21 protein-coding genes are annotated in these 18,960 nt (G+C 68.2%); 11 read left to right on the plus strand and 10 right to left on the minus strand.

The window, feature by feature from the left end; all coding sequences use genetic code 11:
* The first annotated feature begins 80 nt into the window (after positions 1 to 80).
* Complete coding sequence (locus tag QM693_RS23865) at positions 81 to 1,628, plus strand: Rieske 2Fe-2S domain-containing protein (protein WP_283353602.1); 1,548 nt, start codon at positions 81 to 83, stop codon at positions 1,626 to 1,628.
* A gap of 52 nt (positions 1,629 to 1,680) precedes the next feature.
* Here the strand turns inward: QM693_RS23865 and QM693_RS23870 are convergent, their stop codons facing one another.
* From QM693_RS23870 to QM693_RS23890, 5 genes are all read right to left on the minus strand, one after another.
* Entirely contained in the window at positions 1,681 to 2,868 is a 1,188-nt protein-coding gene (locus tag QM693_RS23870) for an MFS transporter (protein ID WP_283353603.1), read from the minus strand.
* Positions 2,869 to 2,972: 104 nt separating this feature from the next.
* Positions 2,973 to 3,458 (minus strand): bacterioferritin, encoded by a 486-nt coding sequence (gene bfr / locus QM693_RS23875; protein ID WP_280781890.1) that lies wholly within the window; start codon positions 3,456 to 3,458, stop codon positions 2,973 to 2,975.
* 92 nt (positions 3,459 to 3,550) lie between these two features.
* Entirely contained in the window at positions 3,551 to 3,730 is a 180-nt protein-coding gene (locus QM693_RS23880) for a (2Fe-2S)-binding protein (RefSeq protein WP_009477119.1), read from the minus strand.
* An 89-nt stretch (positions 3,731 to 3,819) separates the two neighbouring features.
* Positions 3,820 to 5,076 (minus strand): serine--tRNA ligase, encoded by a 1,257-nt coding sequence (serS, locus tag QM693_RS23885; RefSeq protein ID WP_105414036.1) that lies wholly within the window; start codon positions 5,074 to 5,076, stop codon positions 3,820 to 3,822.
* Between the two features lie 33 nt (positions 5,077 to 5,109).
* Positions 5,110 to 5,529, minus strand: a complete 420-nt coding sequence (locus QM693_RS23890) for an ankyrin repeat domain-containing protein (protein ID WP_280781891.1) — start codon at positions 5,527 to 5,529, stop codon at positions 5,110 to 5,112.
* Between the two features lie 81 nt (positions 5,530 to 5,610).
* On the opposite strand from QM693_RS23890, the gene QM693_RS23895 reads away from it, so the two are divergent.
* From QM693_RS23895 to QM693_RS23915, 5 genes are all read left to right on the plus strand, one after another.
* Positions 5,611 to 6,717, plus strand: a complete 1,107-nt coding sequence (locus QM693_RS23895) for a septum formation family protein (RefSeq protein WP_283353604.1) — start codon at positions 5,611 to 5,613, stop codon at positions 6,715 to 6,717.
* Position 6,718: 1 nt separating this feature from the next.
* The gene (locus QM693_RS23900) at positions 6,719 to 7,069 is read left to right on the plus strand and encodes a metallopeptidase family protein (protein ID WP_005248861.1); all 351 of its coding nucleotides are present in this window, start codon (positions 6,719 to 6,721) and stop codon (positions 7,067 to 7,069) included.
* Between the two features lie 149 nt (positions 7,070 to 7,218).
* Positions 7,219 to 7,524 (plus strand): PE family protein, encoded by a 306-nt coding sequence (locus QM693_RS23905; protein ID WP_144284647.1) that lies wholly within the window; start codon positions 7,219 to 7,221, stop codon positions 7,522 to 7,524.
* A 34-nt stretch (positions 7,525 to 7,558) separates the two neighbouring features.
* On the plus strand, positions 7,559 to 8,755 hold the full coding sequence (locus QM693_RS23910) for a PPE family protein (protein ID WP_283353605.1): 1,197 nt from the start codon (positions 7,559 to 7,561) through the stop codon (positions 8,753 to 8,755).
* The gene (locus QM693_RS23915) at positions 8,752 to 9,546 is read left to right on the plus strand and encodes an ESX secretion-associated protein EspG (RefSeq protein ID WP_283353606.1); all 795 of its coding nucleotides are present in this window, start codon (positions 8,752 to 8,754) and stop codon (positions 9,544 to 9,546) included. The genes QM693_RS23910 and QM693_RS23915 overlap by 4 nt, the downstream gene beginning before the upstream one ends.
* 1 nt (position 9,547) lies before the next feature.
* On the opposite strand, the gene QM693_RS23920 is transcribed toward QM693_RS23915, so the two are convergent.
* From QM693_RS23920 to QM693_RS23935, 4 genes are read right to left on the minus strand one after another with little or no spacing between them, the layout of a single operon-like run.
* On the minus strand, positions 9,548 to 10,951 hold the full coding sequence (locus tag QM693_RS23920; protein ID WP_280781895.1) for a lipase maturation factor family protein: 1,404 nt from the start codon (positions 10,949 to 10,951) through the stop codon (positions 9,548 to 9,550).
* A 55-nt stretch (positions 10,952 to 11,006) separates the two neighbouring features.
* Positions 11,007 to 11,678, minus strand: coding sequence for a histidine phosphatase family protein (locus tag QM693_RS23925; protein WP_009477110.1), 672 nt, complete (start codon positions 11,676 to 11,678; stop codon positions 11,007 to 11,009).
* Entirely contained in the window at positions 11,675 to 12,592 is a 918-nt protein-coding gene (pheA, locus tag QM693_RS23930) for a prephenate dehydratase (protein ID WP_105414044.1), read from the minus strand. The genes QM693_RS23925 and pheA overlap by 4 nt, the downstream gene beginning before the upstream one ends.
* Before the next feature lie 55 nt (positions 12,593 to 12,647).
* On the minus strand, positions 12,648 to 13,340 hold the full coding sequence (locus QM693_RS23935) for a hypothetical protein (RefSeq protein ID WP_283353607.1): 693 nt from the start codon (positions 13,338 to 13,340) through the stop codon (positions 12,648 to 12,650).
* Between the two features lie 115 nt (positions 13,341 to 13,455).
* Here QM693_RS23935 and QM693_RS23940 point away from each other — a divergent pair, with 115 nt between their 5' ends.
* From QM693_RS23940 to QM693_RS23955, 4 genes are all read left to right on the plus strand, one after another.
* Positions 13,456 to 14,220 (plus strand): DUF2470 domain-containing protein, encoded by a 765-nt coding sequence (locus QM693_RS23940; protein WP_283353608.1) that lies wholly within the window; start codon positions 13,456 to 13,458, stop codon positions 14,218 to 14,220.
* 37 nt (positions 14,221 to 14,257) lie between these two features.
* A complete protein-coding gene (locus QM693_RS23945) occupies positions 14,258 to 15,076 on the plus strand; it encodes a CPBP family intramembrane glutamic endopeptidase (RefSeq protein WP_283332622.1) in 819 nt (272 codons plus the stop codon).
* Positions 15,077 to 15,340: 264 nt separating this feature from the next.
* A complete protein-coding gene (locus QM693_RS23950; protein ID WP_283353612.1) occupies positions 15,341 to 16,552 on the plus strand; it encodes an LCP family protein in 1,212 nt (403 codons plus the stop codon).
* 23 nt (positions 16,553 to 16,575) lie between these two features.
* On the plus strand, positions 16,576 to 17,127 hold the full coding sequence (locus QM693_RS23955; RefSeq protein ID WP_280781899.1) for a ferritin: 552 nt from the start codon (positions 16,576 to 16,578) through the stop codon (positions 17,125 to 17,127).
* Between the two features lie 10 nt (positions 17,128 to 17,137).
* Here QM693_RS23955 and QM693_RS23960 read toward each other — a convergent pair whose 3' ends face one another.
* The gene (locus tag QM693_RS23960; RefSeq protein WP_283332620.1) at positions 17,138 to 18,328 is read right to left on the minus strand and encodes a lipase family protein; all 1,191 of its coding nucleotides are present in this window, start codon (positions 18,326 to 18,328) and stop codon (positions 17,138 to 17,140) included.
* Positions 18,329 to 18,556: 228 nt separating this feature from the next.
* Here QM693_RS23960 and QM693_RS23965 point away from each other — a divergent pair.
* On the plus strand, positions 18,557 to 18,960 hold a 404-nt coding region (locus QM693_RS23965; protein WP_283353609.1), incomplete at its 3' end, for a ferritin.

The following is an 18,960-nucleotide window of genomic DNA, read 5'->3' on the forward strand; positions in this document are numbered from 1 at the left end:
TGTGCTGGAGCGCGCATTGCCACTCACCTGGGGGGAACGCCTACTCTGGAACAGTCGCTCAGCTCCCAGGAGGCATACCAGTGCAGGTCACCAGCGTCGGACACGCCGGATTCCACATCCAGACCGAGGCAGGCTCGATCCTGTGCGACCCCTGGGTGAACCCCGCGTACTTCGGGTCCTGGTTCCCGTTCCCGGACAACACCCAGCTCGACTGGGACACCCTGGGCAACTGCGACTACCTGTACGTGTCGCACCTGCACAAGGACCACTTCGACCCGGAGAACCTGAGCAAGCACGTCAACAAGGACGCGACGGTGCTGCTCCCCGACTACCCGGTGCCGGACCTCAAGCGTGAACTCGAGGCGCTGGGCTTCCACAACTTCTTCGAGACCGAGGACTCGGTCAAACACAAGGTCACCGGCCCCAAGGGTGACCTCGACATCATGATCATCGCGCTGCGCGCCCCCGCGGACGGTCCGATCGGCGACTCGGGTCTCGTGGTGTCCGACGGCGAGACCACGTGTTTCAACATGAACGACGCACGCCCCGTCGACATGGACGTCCTGCACGACGAGTTCGGCAAGATCGACATCCACCTGCTGCAGTACTCGGGCGCCATCTGGTACCCGATGGTCTACGACATCCCCACCAAGACGAAGGCCAACTTCGGCAAGCAGAAGCGTCAGCGCGGCATGGACCGCTGCCGCAGCTACATCGAGCAGGTCGCGGCCACGTGGGTGGTGCCGTCCGCCGGACCGCCGGTGTTCCTCGACGACGCCCTGCGCTACCTGAACGACGACCGGGGCGACGAGGGCAACATCTTCCCCGACCAGATCACGTTCCTCGAGCAGATGCGGATCCACGGCAACGACGGCGGCATCCTGATGATCCCGGGGTCCACCGCGGACCTGAAGGGCGGCGAGCTGACGCTCACGCACCCGATTCCGGACGCCGAGGTCGACAAGATCTTCTCCGACAAGGCCGCGTACATCGAGGACATGGCGAAGCGCATGGCGCCGGTCCTCGCCGCCGAGAAGGCCACGTGGGCCCCCGCCGAGGGTGAGCCGCTGCTGGAGGCGCTCAAGGCGAAGTTCGAGCCGATCATGAAGCAGTCCGACCTGATCTGCGACGGCATCGGCTACCCCGTCGGCCTCGTGATGGGCGACGAGACCGTCGTCCTCGACTTCCCGCAGCGCACCGTCCGCCCCCGCGGCGAGAAGGACGGCAAGTACCGCTACGGCTTCCGGATCGCCCCCGAGCTGGTGCGGACGGTGCTGCGCGACGACGAGCCCGACTGGGTGAACACGATCTTCCTGTCCACCCGCTTCGAGGCGTGGCGCGTCGGCGGATACAACGAGTTCCTCTACACGTTCTTCAAGTGCCTCACCGACGAACGCATCGCGTACGCCGACGGCTGGTTCGCCGAGGCCCACGACGACTCCGCGTCGATCGAACTCGGCGGGTACGAGATCCAGCGCCGCTGCCCGCACCTGAAGGCCGACCTGTCGAAGTTCGGCGTCGTCGACGGCACCAACCTCACCTGCAACCTCCACGGCTGGCAGTGGGACCTCGAATCGGGGCGCTGCAAGACGTCCAAGGGCCACGAACTGCGGTCCACGAAGCTCTGACCCCGGCGGGCGAACGTACCCTTCGGCGCACCTGAGGCGTCGAAGGGTACATTCACCCGGCAGAGGGGGCGTCGGCTCGGACGGGCGGCAGCCACCGACGCACCAGGACCGCCGACAGCAGCACCGGAACGGCGAGTGCCGCGACGAGCGTCGTGACCGACAGCCACAGCGATCCGACGGCGACGCCCGCGTAGATCAGCACCGCGGCCACCTCACCGAACAGTCCGGCCACCGATGTGACGGTGGCGCGTGCGGGACCGGTGATCGCGTCCTGCACGCGCGCTTCCGACACGATCATCGCGTTGCCGAGGATGCCGTAGCCGACGCCGAGCGCGAGGAATCCGGGGACACCGCCGAGCAGCGCTCCCCCACCGAGCAGGATCGCGGCGAGGGCGACGGCCCGCCCCATCGTCACGGCACGTATCGACGCCGTGCGTCCGGCGAGGGCTGTGCCGACGACCTGACCGCTCACCGTGATCGCGACCAGCAGCGGTACGGACGCCGTCGCCGTTCCACCGTCGCGCGCGAGTAGCCCGAAGTACTCGTCGAACGCCAGGAACGCGATCAGCACTGCCGACAGCAGCACTCCGCGCCGGACCACCGCCTCGCGCGTCACCTCGCCGAGGCCGGCCCGCAGCATCGAGGCGTACCGGGCACCGAGTCCCCGTCGTTCGTCCGCGGCTTCGAGAGTCTCGTCCGCCTCCTCGACCTTCGGCGCCGCGGGCAGCAGCAGGGCGAAACAGCCGTGGACCACGGTCGCGCCGACGCTGACCCACCCGACCAGTGGATATCCGCCGAGGATGTAGAGCGGCGCCGCCGTCAGGGTCGCGAGAAGGTTGCACACCATGGCGCCGGAGTTGGCGTAGCCGAGCAACCTCGCGAAGTCACCGGCAGCGCCGCGCGCCACGAGTTCGTCGTACAGCAGCGCCTCGAACGTGCCCGACTGGATGGCGCCGCTGATGCCCCACAACACGAATCCGGCGGCGAATCCCGCGTACGACGGCACGACGATCCATACGGTGAATCCGGCCGTGTACAGCACGGATGCGAACACCAGGAGGCCACGTCGAGACACGGTGTCGGCCCACGCTCCGGACGGCACCTCCGCGACGAAGGACACGACCGACCAGATGACGAACAGGGACGAGATCTGACCGACACTCAGTCCGTGGTCGGCGAACAGCAGGTCGTACAGACCGTAGAGCGGGATGAGGTCGCGCGTGGACACGTAGCCGACCACGCGGACGGCGAGAGAACGCTGCGAACTGGGTCAAGGCTGGGCGGCGGGATATCTCACGCGCCCAGTTTCGCACTCCGCACCGGGGGTGTCACCCCGTTTTCGGCCTATCCGACGGTCGGCGGCTGATCGACGAGCTGGGCCATGTAGAGCTGGTCGCCCATCTTGTCCATCAGTTCGATCTGCGTCTCCAGGTAATCGATGTGATCCTCTTCTTCCCCGAGGATCGTCTCGAGCAGTTTCGCCGACGTGGCATCGCCCTTGTCGCGGCACATCTGGATGCCCGGACGCAGGCGCTCGACGACCTCGACTTCGATGGAGAGGTCGGAATGGAACTGCTCGCGCAGGTCCTGCCCGATACGCAGCGGCAGCAGCTTCTGATAGTTCGGAAGCGCCTCGAGAAACAGGATCCGGTCGGTGAGGATCTCGGCGTGATTCATCTCCTCGATGGACTCCGCCCGAGTCTTGTCCGCCAGTTTGGTAAAGCCCCAATTGGCCTGCATCTTGGAGTGCAGGAAATACTGGTTGATCGCAGTCAGCTCACTGGTCAACTGTTCGTTGAGAAGAGCAATTACTTCGTCGTCGCCGCGCATGACTTCTCCGTTCGCCCCGGTTGAGGCGAACGTACCACCGGCAATATCCCGCGATGTAGAGAATCGCGGGATTCAGTTGTGCTGCGGTTTCGTCACGCGGCCACGCTGTTCGCGGCCGACCGCTCCAGAATCTCCTTCAACCGATCGACGCAGGTCCCACATCCCCATCCGGCGCCGCAACGCTCACCGATGGCATCCGCGCTGTCAGCTCCGGCGGCGCAGTGCTCGTGCACTTCGTCTTCCGTCACTGCCTTGCAGATGCACACGAACATGTGGAGCTCCTTACCAACTCGATTAGGTAAGGGTTACATCATTTCGTCGTTCGCGCAAGGGTAGCCTTCCCAAAAATCCTGAGCCTGCGTTATGGCTTCAGGACATCCGTCCCGACGAACGGCACGAGCGCCTCGGGCACCCGCACGGTGCCGTCGGACTGCTGGTGGTTCTCCAGGATGGCGACGATCCACCGGGTGGTGGCGAGGGTGCCGTTGAGGGTCGCGGCCGTCTGCGGCTTCCCGTTCTCGTCGCGGTACCGCACACCGAGACGACGCGCCTGGAACGTCGTGCAGTTGGACGTCGAGGTGAGCTCGCGGTACGCCTGCTGCGTGGGCACCCAGGCCTCGCAGTCGAATTTGCGGGCCGCCGACGACCCCAGGTCGCCGCCGGCCACGTCGATCACCCGGTACGGCACGTCGATCGCGGCGAGCATGTCGCGCTCCCACGCGAGCAGGCGCTGGTGCTCCGCGTCGGCGTCCTCGGGCTTGCAGTAGGTGAACATCTCCACCTTGTCGAACTGGTGGACCCGGATGATGCCGCGGGTGTCCTTGCCGTAGCTGCCGGCCTCGCGGCGGAAGCAGGTCGACCAGCCCGCGTACCGCTTGGGGCCGTCGGCGAGGTCGAGGATCTCGCCCGAGTGGTACCCGGCCAGCGGGACCTCGGACGTGCCGACGAGGTACAGGTCGTCGTCGGCGAGGTGGTAGATCTCGTCCGCGTGGGCGCCGAGGAACCCGGTTCCCGCCATGATCTCCGGCCGCACCAGCACCGGCGGGATCATCATCTGGAAGCCGTTGGCCATCGCCTTCTGCGCGGCCAGCTGCAGCATTCCCAGCTGCAGCATCGCGCCGAAGCCGGTGAGGAAGTAGAAGCGGGCGCCGGAAACCTTCGCGCCGCGCTCCATGTCGATCAGCCCCAGCGACTCACCCAGCTCGAGGTGGTCCTTGGGTTCGAAGTCGAACGCGGGAATGTCGCCCACCGTCTCGAGGGTGACGAAGTCGTCCTCACCTCCCGCGGGGGCGCCCTCCTGGACGACGTTGGAGATCGCCCGGTGCGCGGCGTCGAGCGCGGCCTGCGCCTCGTGCTGCTCGGCCTCGGCCTGCTTGACCTTGGCCGCGAGTTCCTTGGAGCCCTCGAGCAGCGCCGGACGCTCCTCCGGGGACGCCTGCCCGACCTTCTTGCCGAACGCCTTCTGCTCGGCACGCAGGTTGTCGCCGGCGAGAACGGCGGCGCGCCGGGACGCGTCGGCCTCGAGCAATGCGTCGACCAGGGCGGGATCTTCGCCACGGGTGCGCTGCGACTCGCGGACGGCGTCGGGGTTCTCGCGGAGGAACTTCAGGTCAATCACGGCTTCAAACCCTACCGGGCGCCGCTGAGCGGCTCACTCCGGTTTCGGTTCCAGCAGGCTCAGAAGGTCCTCGCGGCCGAACATGCGGGCGGCGTCGACGGCGGTCGGGTGGCCGGCCGTGGCGTCGGCACCGCCGGCGACGAGGGTCCGCACAACGGCGTCCTCACCCTTGAACAGCGCCCCTGCCAGCGGAGACTGTCCCTTGTCGTTGAGGCGGTCGACGTCGGCGCCGCGGTCGATCAGGACCTGAACGGCGACGGCGTGACCGTGGTAGGCGGCCAGCATCACCAGGGTGTCGCCGTTCTGATTGGCCAGGTTCACCGGGACACCCGCGTCGAGGTACGTGGCCAAGGACACGGCGTCACCGGATCGTGCCGTGTCGAACACGCGCCCGGCGAGCTCTTGCAGTTCAGGATCCACCGGCTCGGCGGACTGCTGAGGATCGTCACTCATGGTCGTCGAAGTTACGCCAGGTTCGAGCCGATTGCGGGAGTTGTTCTGCTTCCACGATCGGAACAGGCATTATGGAAATCGATGTCCTCAGATCAGTCGAACGGCGCCGAACCCCAGCCGAAGAATGCCGGGCAACCGGAGAAGGCGCCCCGCAGCATGTCCGCGACCACGACGCGTCGCGCGCTCGCGGCCGTCGCGGCAGGTGCCGTGGTGGCGGCGATCGCCACGTTCGCGATCGCCGGCGGTTTCAACCGCAGCGAGAATCTCCCCGCGCACTCCACCGGTTCCGGACCGCAGGCGACGGGTTCGGTGGAGGGTGACGCGTTCGCTTCGGCGGCGGCAGGCGACTGCCTCGACTGGACGCCGTCGAACGATCCGCAGGAGGACCGGAAGGACGTCGCGAAGGTCGACTGCTCGGAGGAACACCGGTTCGAGGTGGCGGCGCCGCTGGATCTCAGCGTGTACCCCGGCGCCGAGTTCGGTCCGGGTTCGCGTTACCCGGGTGCGCTGCGGTTCGCCGCGTTGCGCGACGAACACTGTGTGCCCGCCGTCGACACCTACCTCGGCGCGAAGTTCGATCCGTACGGCAAGTTCAGCGTGGGTCTCATGTTCCCCAGCGAGTCCGGTTGGGCGGCGGGCGAGCGGACACTGCGGTGCGGTCTCCAATTCTCCAGCACCGCAGGAACGTTGCTGCCGTTCACCGGCAAGGTGGCCGAGCAGGACCAATCCAACATCTGGGATCCGGGCACCTGCATCGGCATCAACCAGAACGTGCCCACCGATCCCGTCGACTGCGCGCAACCCCACGCCTTCGAAGTGATCTCCGTCGTCGATCTGGCCACCCAGTTCCCCGCGTCGATGCCGACCGTCGAAGACCAGGACAAGTACCTCGAGGGTGTGTGCACGCAGGCCGCCAACGAGTATCTCGGTTCCGCCGACGCGTTGCGGAACAAGACGCTCACGCTGTTCTGGGACAACCTGGAACTCGACAGCTGGCTCGCGGGCAGCAGGCGGGTGAACTGCTCGGTGGGCAAGGAGACCGACGCCGGCGGCTTCTCGACCATCACCGGTTCGGCGAAGGGCGAGATCCTCATCAACGGCGCGGCACCCGTGCCGCCGCCGCCGATCCCGGAGGGCAGGTCGATACCGACGCCGCTTCCCGGCGCCGCTCCGGTCCCCGGGAACTGATGTGGCGGTGAGCATGACGCCCGACCGATTCGAGGAATTGGTGGGCGACGCACTCGATCTGATCCCACCCCGGCTCGCGGCCGCGATCGACAACGTCGTCGTCCTCGTCGACGACCGCAACGACGAGGACCCGTATCTTCTGGGCCTCTACCACGGGATCGCGCTGACGGAACGGGACAGCCATTACGGCGGATCGCTGCCCGATACGATTACCGTCTATCGCGACGCCCTCCTCGAAATCTGCAGTTCGGAGGAGGAAGTCGTCCACGAGGTAGCCGTCACCGTGATACACGAGGTTGCGCACTACTTCGGGATAGAAGAAGATCGCTTGCACGAGCTCGGCTGGGGATGAACGGTTTTCCCGAGAAGAAATTCTCGGGATCGGGGGGAACCGAAGAGCGCGTTGCAGCGTCCAAGTGTGTAGGGACAGCTGCACATGCAGTTCGTTTGCCGGGGGGCAACTGCCTTCCGCCTGCCTAGGTCAAGAAGGAGTTCGACGCCATGCCAGCTCTGCACGTCGCACCTGAAGCTCTTGTCGCCGCCGCCGTGGAACTCGACGCGCTCGCCGCGCGTCTCGAGACCGCGGTCGCTCTCAACTCCGCGGCCATCCGCGTGCTGCCCTCCGGGAGCGAAGAGGTGTCTCTGCACGCGGCCGGTTACTTCAACACCGTTGCCAACACGTTCACTCCCGCTGTCGCCCAGGGCATTCTCGAGATGCGCGAGACCGCGAACACGCTCCGCACCCAGGCCGCGCTGTACGTCGCCGAGGACCTCGCGCTCGGCGCGTCCCTCGCTGCGGGCATGTGACGGCCGGCGCCTCGAGACCACTAGGAGATCACGCATGACCATGGGACTGACAGGTGTCATCTGGTTGCCCCGAGGGGCGACCGTCAACTCGACCACCCTCGCCGCCGGCGCGGGCCCGGTGCCGCTGAGCGTGGCGAGCGCGGCGTGGACGGCGCTGTCCACGAGCTTCGTCGACGCCAACCTCACGCTGGTCCGCGTGATGGCCGAACTCGCGGCCGGCTGGCAGGGTGTCTCGGCGGTCGCGGCGCTCGCGAAGATCACGCCGTTCACGGTGTGGACGGCCGAATGCGCCGAACTCGCCGCGGACACCGCAGCGAAAGCGGGGCTCGAAGCCGGCGCCTACACCACTGCCGCGCTCATCATGCCCAGCATCCCCGAGATCGTCGCCGTGAAGACCGCGAAGGCCACCGCGTATTCGACGGGTGGCGCGCTCAACGGCACCGCCGCGGCCGCGGAAGCCGCGGACCGCGCGATGGACATTCGCGCCGGTCTCGTGATGGAGGGTTACGAGGCCGCGTCGAACATCCTGGCGCTCAAACGCACGTACAGGCAGCCCCCTCGGATCGTCACGAAGGCCGATTCGAAGGAGGTCGGGACGTTCGACGAAATCCCGTTCGACGGTGAATTCGATCCGACCCGTGCCGCGGCTGCCGCACTGATGGCCGCCGGCCAGAACCCGGCCGTCACCACGGCCGCGTCGCAGGTCGGCAGCATCGCGGGCACCACGGTCTCCACCGCCACGTCGGCGGCGAGCAACATCGGTGGCGCGGCGTTGTCCGCGGTCACCGGTGGCGGCGTCACCCCGATGGTGGGCGGTGCGCCGATGATGTCCGGTGGCGCGTACAGCGGCGGCTCTGCCTCGACCAGTGCTGCGGCAGCCCGCACCTCGGTCGGTGCGATCGGCGCCGGCGCCGTAGGCGGGGCGACCCTGCCGGAAGGCTGGGGTAAGACGGACGGCGGCCAGGGCGCGCGGCCCGGCGCACCGGCAACCGCACCCGGCGGGGTGATCGGAGACGTTCGCGCCGAAGTGAACCCGGCTGCGGCGGCGCGCGGCGCCACCGGTAGCGGACCGATGACGGTCGGGCGCGGCGCGGCCGGGGCGGGTTCACAGGACGAGGACGAGCGGGAGACCCCCGACTACCTGAAGAACTTCGAGCACTTCTCCGACGGGCGCACCGTCATACCGTCGGTCATCGGTGCGAACCCCGACCACCGGGAGTCCGGACGGTGATCGATCTGGGCACCCAGCCGGGCGTACCGACCCTCCCGGCGGTGACCCTGAGCCTCGACGAAATGGATTATCTCGTCGACACGCTCGCACTCGACGTGCTGCCGGTGGTGCTCGACGCCACCCCGCGGTACGACACGTACGACGCTAGGGACGCAGCGTTCCGCGGCGCCGTCGACACCCTCGCCGCCCGGGATCTGCTCCCGGGCGGCGGGGTTCACCCCGAACTCGCCGACCGCCTCCGGGTTCTCGCCCGACCGCTGTGGGAGATCGCCCTGCGCTGGTACGTCGACGGCAGCATCTCGAGGCTGTGCATCTCCCAGGGCGAAACCCTCTCGGTGCTGGCCCTGCGCGCCGGCGACACGTATGTCGTCCAGGATGCGGGCGCCGACATCTTCGCCCCCGTCATCGGAGCGCTGGGGGCCGCCGACCCGATGAACGTCGGCGTCGTCAACGCACCCACGGTCCAGCTCGGCGAAGCCTTCGATCAGGGCGGGGACGGCAAGTCGCTCGCCGCCGCCCTCACCGCACTCGGGGTGAGCGCGGTCGACGCGACCGTCCTCGGCAACGCGATGGCAGCCTGCACCACCTACGCCGAGATCGTCGGAATCGTCTACGGCGACGGACGGTACGACCCCGTGGGTGGGCCCGTCACGGTCTTCGACACGTCGGCGGGACGCATCGTCGGCACGTCCAGTGTCTCCGCGCACGGGGTGGCGTGGTCGTCGCTCAGCCCCGGCACCCCGCCGCGCCTGCGGCAGGCGCTGGAGTCGCTGGCCGACCGGCTCCACTGACCTACACCGGTTGCCGCTTCCACCACGCGCCGGTCTCGCGGCGCTCCTTCCAGGTGGTGAATTCGTACCGGTACATGCGCGCACGCACGTGTTTCGGCGGTTCCTCCGGGAACGGGTTGTACTGCAACAGCTTCAGGGTGTCGCGATCGTTCCGCAGCAGCCTCTCGACGAAACCCCGGAACCACGGTTCGGCGTAGCCGGGCGAGATCGCCGTGAACCAGAACAACCAGTCGAGCCGAAGGTGATACGGCGCGAACTGCCGCGGCCGCCGGCGAACGTCTCCCGGTTTCCCCTTGAACCCGTACTCCTTCCACTCGGAACGCACACTGGCGTGTGTGTCCGACGTGCCCTCCACGATCACCTCGTAACGCACCCGGGTGATGCTTCCGAACGCGCCGTACGTGTTGACGAAATGCCACTTGTTGAATGACGCATTCATGCGCTGCCCGTGGGAGATCAAGTTGCGGATCGGCCAGTAGCTCAACACGACGACGAGAGCCGTCACCGCGATCACCAGCACGACGAAGGGCATCGGCGCCGAGTCGCCGGCGGCCGGGACGTCGACGGGCAGCACCTTCTCGTACACGCTGTCCGGGATGACGGACAGTCCCAGCACGATGGTCGTCCAGTTCAGCCACGAGAAGTTACCGCTCGCCACCAGCCACAGCTGGGTGACGATCATGATCGTCGCGGCGACGGCGGCGACCGGTTGCGGCGCGAACAGCCCGAACGGCACCACCAACTGGGCGAAGTGGTTGCCGAGCACCTCCACCTTGTGCAGCGGCTTCGGCAGCTGGTGGAAATACCAGCTGAACGGTCCGGGCATCGGCTGGGTTTCGTGGTGGTAGTACAGGCAGGTGAGGTCCTTCCAGCATCGGTCGCCGCGCATCTTGATCAGCCCGGCGCCGAACTCGAGGCGGAACAGCAACCACCTCAGCACGAGCAGCACGAGAATCGGCGGACCGACCGACGCATTGCCCAGGAAGATCGCGAGGAAACCCGCTTCGAGCAGCAACGACTCCCAGCCGAAGCTGTACCAGATCTGGGAGACGTTGACGATCGAGAGGTACAGCACCCACAGGGCGAACCACACGAACATGCACGCCGCGAGCGGGATGACCTGCGTCAGACCGAGCAGCGCGGCGAGGGACAGTCCGGCGCCGGTCCAGCAGACCGCCTCGAAGAATCGGTCCGAGTAGTGGAAATGGAAGATGCTCGGTGAACGTCCGAATGTGACGGCGTGGAGGAAGTTCGGGATGGGCAGCATCCCGTTGCTGCCGACGAGCGGCCTGAACTGGTTTCTCGCAGCCACGAACGCGACGAGATAGATCGCGGCGAGCCCCTCGGTGACGAGCAGCCGACCGAGCGAATAGTCATCGCCAACGAACCAATCCACCGCCGTCACTCCTCGAGGACGGTTTCCTCCATCGTCGCGCAACCCCAGGGTGCGCGCAACGACGTCACCCCATCGGGTCGTCGGCGCCGGGGATCACCCGGTGTTCGAACGGTGGCTCGACGGTTCCCCAGCGCACGCACTCCCAGCCGCCGCCCGCGAGTGGTGTCAGCTCCACCGACTGCGTGTTGGCCAGATGATTGTTGGCGGCGAACAACCCGGGCACTCCGGCGAGTTGCGCTGCCACGAGCCGGATGGCGGCGCCGTGGCTGACCAGCACGACGTCTCCCGATTCCGCCGGGTCGTCGAGGTATTGCTCACGCAGGGAGTCCACGACCGGCACATACCGTTCGAGGATGTCGTGGGCGGATTCCCCGCCGGGGACGCGGGCGTCCAGTTCGCCGGTGTGCCACAGGTGGAACGTCTTCATGAACAGCTTGTGCGACTCCTCGTCGCTGCGGTCCTCGAGTTCACCGGCCTGTGCCTCGTGCAGGCCCTCCCGCACCTGGACGGCGATGCCCGACGCCAGTTCGACGAATCGCGCCGTCTGCCGGGCGCGCAGTGCCTGCGAGGACACGAGGGCGACCGTCGTCGCCTTCGCGGCGAGGTCGGTGCCCAGTCGTTCGGCCTGGGAGAGCCCTTCGGGTGTCAGCCGGGCACCGGGCAGCCGGGTGTCGAGCCTGCGCTCGACGTTGGCCTCGGTCTGCCCGTGCCGGACCAGGATCAGCTTGCCGCTCACGATTCCCTCTCTCCCTGACGGATTCGTTCGATCCAGTCCGCTGCGTCTCCGTCGGACGGCGGCGGCGGGCCGCTGGGGTTCGCCGCGGGCCAGGACCCGAGGAACCGCACGTGCGACTTGCGGTGCAGCGCACGGAACGCCTCGGCGACGAGCGGGTCGTCGATGTGCCCGATGCAGTCGACGAAGAAGCGGTACAAGCCGGGGGTGGTGCGCACCGGGCGCGATTCGATCCGGATGAGATCGATTCCGCGGGTCGCGAACTCGGAGAGCACACCGACGAGGGAGCCGGGGGTGTTGTGGGGTTCGAGCACGGCCGAGGTGCGGTCGCCGCCGGTGCGTGCGGGCACCTGGGTCGGCGCGGTGACGAGAACGAACCGGGTGCGGGCGCTCTTCTCGTCCGCCACCCCGTCGGCGAGGCTGCGCAGCCCGAGCCGTTCGCCGGCGAGGGCGGTGGACACGGCGGCGTCGGCGAGGCCGTTCGCCACGTCCTCGGCGGCGCCTGCGTTGGAGGACGCCGTCTGGAGTTCGGCGCCGGGGCAGTTCTCCTCCAGCCAGATTCGCACCTGGCCGGCCGCCACCGGGTACGCCCGCACGGTGCGCACCTGATCGAGCCGCTCGATGCCGGCCCCGCCGAGGATCGTGAACGCCACGTCGAGCTCGGTCTCGGCCACGATCTGCAGGCGGTCGCCCAGCGCGAGCGAGTCGAGGGTGGGCACCACTGCCCCCTCCACGGAGCTCTCGATGGGAACGACGGCGCCGTCGACGACGCCGTCGCGCACCTTGGCCAGGCTGGCGGGCGGACTCGTCGCGGCTACCCGCTCGACCGGGCCGTCGAAGGCACCCGCGGCCTCGAGCTGGGCAAGCGCCATCTCCGTGAAGGTTCCCGAGGGTCCGAAATACGCGATCTTTGGCACGCCTACGAGATTACGCACCGAGCGTTGACGGACCGGCGCATTGGCGGTGAATGTTTTACCGCAGACCCGCGTCCGCCAGCTCACGGGCGACGAGCGCCGGGTCGTGTACCTCGACCCCCAGCAGGACCTCGCGGACGGCCTCCGCGGCCTCGGGGATCAGAGAGGTGAGCCTCGTCGGATCCGGTGCCGCGAGCGCCGCCCGCACATCGTCGCCGCGAAGGGACGCGACCGTCCCGGACAGGAGCGCGAGCACCTCGGCCGTGCCGCGTGCCCTCGCCACATACCCGACGTCCGCATGCGCGAGGACGGCCAGGAAGTCGGCGACCTCGCCGATGCCGCGCCCGCTCGCGAGGCCCGGGATGCGGCCGGCGTCCGCGAGTTGCTGCGCCGTCTCGGCGAGACCGGGGTCGTCGCTGCCGTCGGCGGTGAAGAACACCGCGAGCGGAGACGGCAGCCGGAGCGCGACCGCGTCGCCGAGCTGGCCCGCGGGGCAGTCGAGGTGGAACCGGACCGCCTCGTAGGAGGCCTGCTCGCTGGTGCGGAGAACGGCGGGGTCGACGTCGAGACCCACGATGATGCGGCCGGCGTCGGTCCCGGCGGCGTCGAGCAGTGCGGACGCCGGGACCACCCGCGGTCCGAGCGCGCCGCCTGCGGCCGGGCCGGTGTCCTGGGATCCGCTGAGAAGTTCGGCGAGCAACGACTGCGGTCCACGGGAGCGCGGGACACCGAGGGAGAGAGGTATAGCCACCTCCCCACCGTAATGCCCACCTCGTGGACCGGATTCGTCTCGGGGTCTTGCCATCGCCGACCGGCCCACATTAGGTTAGGGTTACCTCAGTATCGCGGAACCTGAAGGAGGCTCCATGCCCGTCACGACCACCGGTCCGTCCACCGCCGAGCGTGTGCGTAGCTCGTGCGCACGGACCCAGGACGCGGTACTCGCCGTCGAAGGCAGCGCACCGACCGTCACGTCGGTACACCACCTGCGGTCCGGGGGCGACGTCGTGGTCGCCGTGCCCACCGAATCGGCGGCCGCCACGCTGTCCTGGCTCGCCGGTGGCGGCGGGATCCCCGCTGTGCTCGAGCTGACCGACAACTCACCACTCGCGCTGCGTGAGCCCGTGCGGTCACTCGTCTGGCTGCGCGGCAACCTCCACGCGCTCTGCGAGGCACACACCCGGACGCTGGCCGACGAGGTGGCCTCCGAGTACCCGCACCCCGGACTTCTCGACGTCGGGCACGATGCGACGCTGCTGCAACTCCGCCTCGAATCGGCGGTGGTCGCCGATTCCAGTGGCGCCGAACCCGTCGCCCTCGACGACCTGCTCGCCGCCCGGCCCGACCCGTTCTGGGAAATGGAGACCGCCTGGCTCCAGCACCTCGACGAGGACCACCGAGACCTCATCGACATGCTGTCCCGCAAACTGCCGCCCCACATGCGACGCGGACGCGTCCGCCCGCTGGGCATCGACCGGTACGGACTGCGACTGCGCGTCGAGAACGATCACGGCGACCGCGACATCTGGATGCCGTTCTCCGCGCCGGTCGACGACGCCGTCGCGCTGAGCAGGGCGATCCGGCTGCTGGTGGGATGCCCGTTCGTGAACGGACTCCGCGCGCGCGGCTGATCGGCATTCCGGTTCGGCGCGCGCTAGCGTGTGCCGCGTGATCTCGCGTGCAACGCTCGCCTCCTGGATACGGCCCGCCTCACCCGAACCGGCCGCTCCGCCGGCCACCGGGAGTGAGCGGCGGGCCCTGTGGATCGAGATCACGATCGTCCTGCTCGTCACGTTCGGGACGAGCGGACTGTCGGGGCTCCTGTCGCTGTCCGAATCGCTGCTGACCCCGGGCAACCTCGCCGATCAGGCCGTCGCCCTCAATGTCTCCCGCGCGGAGAACCAGATCATCGACGTCGCCCGGCAATTGCTCGGCGTCGTGAAACTTCTCGCCTGGGGTGCGCTGGGTCTGTACCTCCTGTGGCGCAGCGGCCTCGGCCCGCGCGCCGTCGGGCTCGGCCGGCCCCGGTGGCGTCCCGACGCGACGCAGGGCGTCGGGCTCGCCGCACTGATCGGTCTGCCCGGGCTCGGCTTCTACCTGCTGGCCCGCGCAATCGGCGCCAACCTCACCGTCGTGCCCAGCACGATCGGGGATCACTGGTGGCGGCTGCCGGCCCTGATCCTGTGGGCGATCGCGAACTCCGGCGCGGAGGAAGTGCTCGTCGTCGCATATCTGATCACCCGACTGCGGCAACTCGGGTGGAGCGAGAACTCGTCGCTGCTCGCGTCGGCGGTGCTCCGCGGGACGTACCACCTCTACCAGGGTTTCGGTGGCGGGCTGGGAAACGTCGCCATGGGTCTGGTGTTCGGCCGGTACTGGCAGAAGACTGGACGGTTGTGGCCTCTCGTGATCGCCCACGCCACCATCGATTCGGTCGCGTTCGTCGGCTACGCCGCCCTGCGCGGGCACGTCGGCTGGATTCCGTAATCCGGCGGGACCAGTAAAGTCGCGTGGGTGACCGGCGACGCCCCCTATCCTCCGCTGCCGCCCCGTCCGCCCCGGCGGACGCAGGGCGGGCAGCAGGTGCCGCCGCCCCCGAACCGCCGAATGCCGCCGCCTGACCAGCGGATTCCTCCGCAGACGCGGCGGGTGCCACCGCAAGGTCCCCCGCAACAGGGACCTCCTGCGCCCCGCCCGCGCCACCCCGCTCCCCGGCAGGGCCCCCCGGCGCCGCCGCCGGAGGGCACCCAGGTGATCCGCCGCGACGGTCGGGGCGCCCCGCCGCCGCCCCAGCAGGCGTGGTCGCAGGCCCCCGAACCGCAGTTGTCCCGGTCGGCGCCGCCGCAGGGTCCGCGCGGCTACGCGCCCACCCAGACGCCGCAGCCGTACCGCGACGCGCCGCCACCGCCGCCTCGGGTGCCCGACCGGCGTCCCCCTCGCACGCCACCACCGCCGCCGCCGCTCGCACCGCCGCGGACCCCGGAGCCCCCGGGGCAGCGACGTCCCAAGCGCACGCGGAACTGGGGCCGGCGCATCGGCATCCTGTTCCTGGTGCTGGTCCTGGCGCTCGCGGGCATGACGTACTACCTCGACAGTTCGCTGAACCGGATCGACGCCGTGGCCGACTACCCCGGCCGGATCGACGACACCCCCGGCACGAACTGGCTGCTCGTCGGTTCGGACAGCCGCACCGGGCTGACCCCCGAGCAGGAACAGGAGTTGTCGACCGGCGGCAACAGCGGCCCCGACCGCACCGACACCATCATCGTGGTGCACGTCCCCAACGGCGGCGGCCCGGCGACGATGGTGAGCATCCCGCGCGACTCGTACGTATCGATCCCCGGCTACGGCGAGGACAAGATCAACGCGTCGTTCGCGTTCGGCGGTCCGCAACTGCTGACCCAGACGGTCGAGGAGGCCTCCGGTCTGCACATCGACCACTACGCCGAGATCGGATTCGGTGGGTTCGCCGGGATCGTCGACGCGATCGGCGGCGTCGACATGTGCCTGGACACCGCCATCGACGATCCGCTCGCGGGGATCAACCTCGCACCCGGCTGCCAGGAACTGACGGGGGCGCAGGCCCTCGGCTTCGTCCGCAGCCGCGCGACCGCGCTCGCCGACATCGACCGGATGAACCATCAGCGGATGTTCATGGCGGCGTTGATGTCGAAGGCCACCAGTCCCGCGACGTGGCTCAACCCGTTCCGCGTCTGGCCGCTCGTCACCGACACCGCCGCATCGCTGCGTGTCGACGAGAGCGACCACATCTGGCACCTCGCCGCACTCGCCTGGGCGGTACGCGGCGACATGGTCACCACCACCGTCCCCGTGGGCGGTTTCGAGGACGTCGACGGTGCCGGGAACGTGCTGCTCTGGGATCACGACCGGGCGTCGCAGTTCTTCGACGCGCTGGCGAACGACCGTCAGGTCCCGGCCGAACTGGTCACCACCGGACCGTGACCGACGCCCGTAAACTGACACTCATGTCTCAATCGGCGACGAAGACCCCCACCGAGTTCCACGCCCTCCTGCTGCAGCAGATCCGCAACGAGTTCACCGCGTCCCAGCAGTACATCGCGGTGGCCGTCTATTTCGACTCGCACGATCTGCCGCAACTGGCTCGCCGGTTCTATTCGCAGGCCGCCGAGGAGCGCGGCCACGCGCTGATGATGATCCAGTACCTGATCGATAACAACCTCGAAGTGACCGTCCCCGGCATCGACGACGTGGTCACCGATTTCGATTCGGTGCGCGCCCCCGTCGCTCTGGCGGTGGAACGGGAACGCGTCGTCACGGAACAGATCACGAAGCTCGCCCGAACGGCCCGCGACACCGGCGACTACCTCGGCGAGCGGTTCATCCAGTGGTTCCTGGAGGAACAGGTCGAGGAGGTCGCGAGCATGCACACCCTGCTCACCATCGTCGAGCGTGCCGGCGACAACCTGTTCGACATCGAGGATTTCATCGCCCGCGAGATGAGCGGGAACTCACCGATCCGGCCGGGTGCGCCGAAGAGGGCGGGCGGCGGCGTCTGACCCTGTCGGGTCAGCATCGGGTGGGCGCCGGTTCGCCGCGGAACCGCGCGGCCACGTATTCGTACGCGTCCGGAAAGCCCACCACTGCCGTCGTCATGTGCTCGGATATCTCGTACGGGACGAACGTCAGTCTGGCACCGGCGGCGCAGTAGCGGTGCGCGGTCTCGGCAATCGAATCGAACGGTGTCAGCCCGTCGAGGGTGCCGTGCCACAGGTAGAGGGGTGCGGTCGGGACACCTTCGAAGTACCGCAGACTGTTGTCGCGCAGCACCTGATGCGCGCCCGAACTCGCCATGAGGCTGGTCGATGCGGCCAGCTGTCCGGCGCTGCGGAAGGCGCCGTGAAACAGGAGGAACCGGCGGCATTCGTTCGACATCCACTCGCGCAGCCACAGTCCGGTCGCGTTCAGCTGCGACGAAATCGGTAGCTGTTCCGGGTATTCCCTTTCCAAGCCGATCGCGGCAGCGAACGCGAGCCCGAACCCCGGGTGCGGATTGAATCCCAGGCCCTGGGCCATCTGCTCGAGGTCCGCGGGAATCCCACCCGCCACCACCGCGTCGAGTTTCAGCTCCGGCGCATAACTCGGGGCCAGCGCCGCGGCCCACGCGCTGGCCATTCCCCCACCCGAATACCCGGCCAGCGCCACCGGGCTGTGCGACAACCCCAGTTCGGCCACCCGCTGCACCGCCCGGACACTGTCGAGGGTGATCATGCCGCCGAGTTTCGCGGCACCGTAGGCGCCGGTCGGGCCGAGATGGTCGGGCACCGAGACCGCCCAGCCGCGTTGCAGGCCCAGATACAGGCCCGGCGACTCCTGCAGTTCCAGATTGAACAACGACCGCGACGGGGCGCACTTGGTTCCGAGCGAATTCACGATCGCCTGATACGACACGAGCGGAGGATTCGCAACACCGCGAGGAAGCAGAACCGTGGTGACGGCCAGGATCGGATGTCCCGTCGAGTTCGTCGACCGGAACGCGATCTGCCACCCGTCCGAGTTCGCGTACATCCAGGTGTCGATTCGCCGCGTCCGCACGACGTCGCCGGGACGAAGGACCCCGAGGTCGGCCGGAGCGAGATAGAACGGGTCGGGATCCGGCCACGGATACAACGGTTCGGCCTGCGCCGGGGCCGGAATCGCCGCCCCCAGGAAAAGGGCACCGAGAATCAACGCTAGCCACGCACCGGATCGACTCACCATGTGTCTGCCCCTCCGGGCCGCGCCGTCAGAACGCTGTGAATTTTATACACGGGCGAGGCCCCGCCGACGTGGTTTGCCTCGTTCCCGTCGGGGATCCGCCGCCAGCTGAGGTTAGGAAAATGACATCAGAATGGTCCCGAAATTAGGTTGACTTTAGTTTGGGCAAGCTTCCCAAAATTAGGTTCAACTTGGATGACACCCGGTCTGACCAGCGATATTATCCATTTCATGACTTCGACTGACGCGCACAAGACGAAATTCCACGCTCTGCTCCACGACCAGATTCGCAACGAATTCAACGCGTCACACCAGTACATCGCGACTGCCGTCTATTTCGACAATGCGGACCTGCCGCAGTTGGCCAAGCACTTCTACAAGCAGGCCGTCGAAGAGCGCAACCACGCCATGATGATCGTCCAGTACTTCCTCGACCGCGACATCTCCGTGGAACTGTCGGGTGTCGACGCGGCGAAGGGCCAGTTCGAGAACGCACGCGAGCCGATCGCCCTCGCCCTGACGCAGGAGCAGACGGTCACCGAGCAGATCGTGCAGCTGGCCAGCACCGCCCGCGAGGAGGGCGACTACCTCGGCGAGCAGTTCATGCAGTGGTTCCTCAAGGAGCAGGTCGAGGA

The organism is Rhodococcus sp. IEGM 1305, assembly GCF_030058635.1.
In the GTDB taxonomy this organism is placed as follows: Bacteria; Actinomycetota; Actinomycetes; order Mycobacteriales; family Mycobacteriaceae; genus Rhodococcus_F; species Rhodococcus_F opacus_D.

What these genes read in the sequence shown, in the direction of transcription:
- QM693_RS23955 (WP_280781899.1), top strand. Translation starts at nt 16,576, where the DNA reads ATGTCTCAATCGGCGACGAAGACCCCCACCGAGTTCCACGCCCTCCTG.
- QM693_RS23895 (WP_283353604.1), top strand. Translation starts at nt 5,611, where the DNA reads ATGTCCTCAGATCAGTCGAACGGCGCCGAACCCCAGCCGAAGAATGCC.
- QM693_RS23890 (WP_280781891.1), bottom strand. Translation starts at nt 5,529, where the DNA reads ATGAGTGACGATCCTCAGCAGTCCGCCGAGCCGGTGGATCCTGAACTG.
- QM693_RS23960 (WP_283332620.1), bottom strand. Translation starts at nt 18,328, where the DNA reads ATGGTGAGTCGATCCGGTGCGTGGCTAGCGTTGATTCTCGGTGCCCTT.
- QM693_RS23940 (WP_283353608.1), top strand. Translation starts at nt 13,456, where the DNA reads ATGCCCGTCACGACCACCGGTCCGTCCACCGCCGAGCGTGTGCGTAGC.
- QM693_RS23880 (WP_009477119.1), bottom strand. Translation starts at nt 3,730, where the DNA reads ATGTTCGTGTGCATCTGCAAGGCAGTGACGGAAGACGAAGTGCACGAG.
- QM693_RS23910 (WP_283353605.1), top strand. Translation starts at nt 7,559, where the DNA reads ATGACCATGGGACTGACAGGTGTCATCTGGTTGCCCCGAGGGGCGACC.
- QM693_RS23905 (WP_144284647.1), top strand. Translation starts at nt 7,219, where the DNA reads ATGCCAGCTCTGCACGTCGCACCTGAAGCTCTTGTCGCCGCCGCCGTG.
- bfr (WP_280781890.1), bottom strand. Translation starts at nt 3,458, where the DNA reads ATGCGCGGCGACGACGAAGTAATTGCTCTTCTCAACGAACAGTTGACC.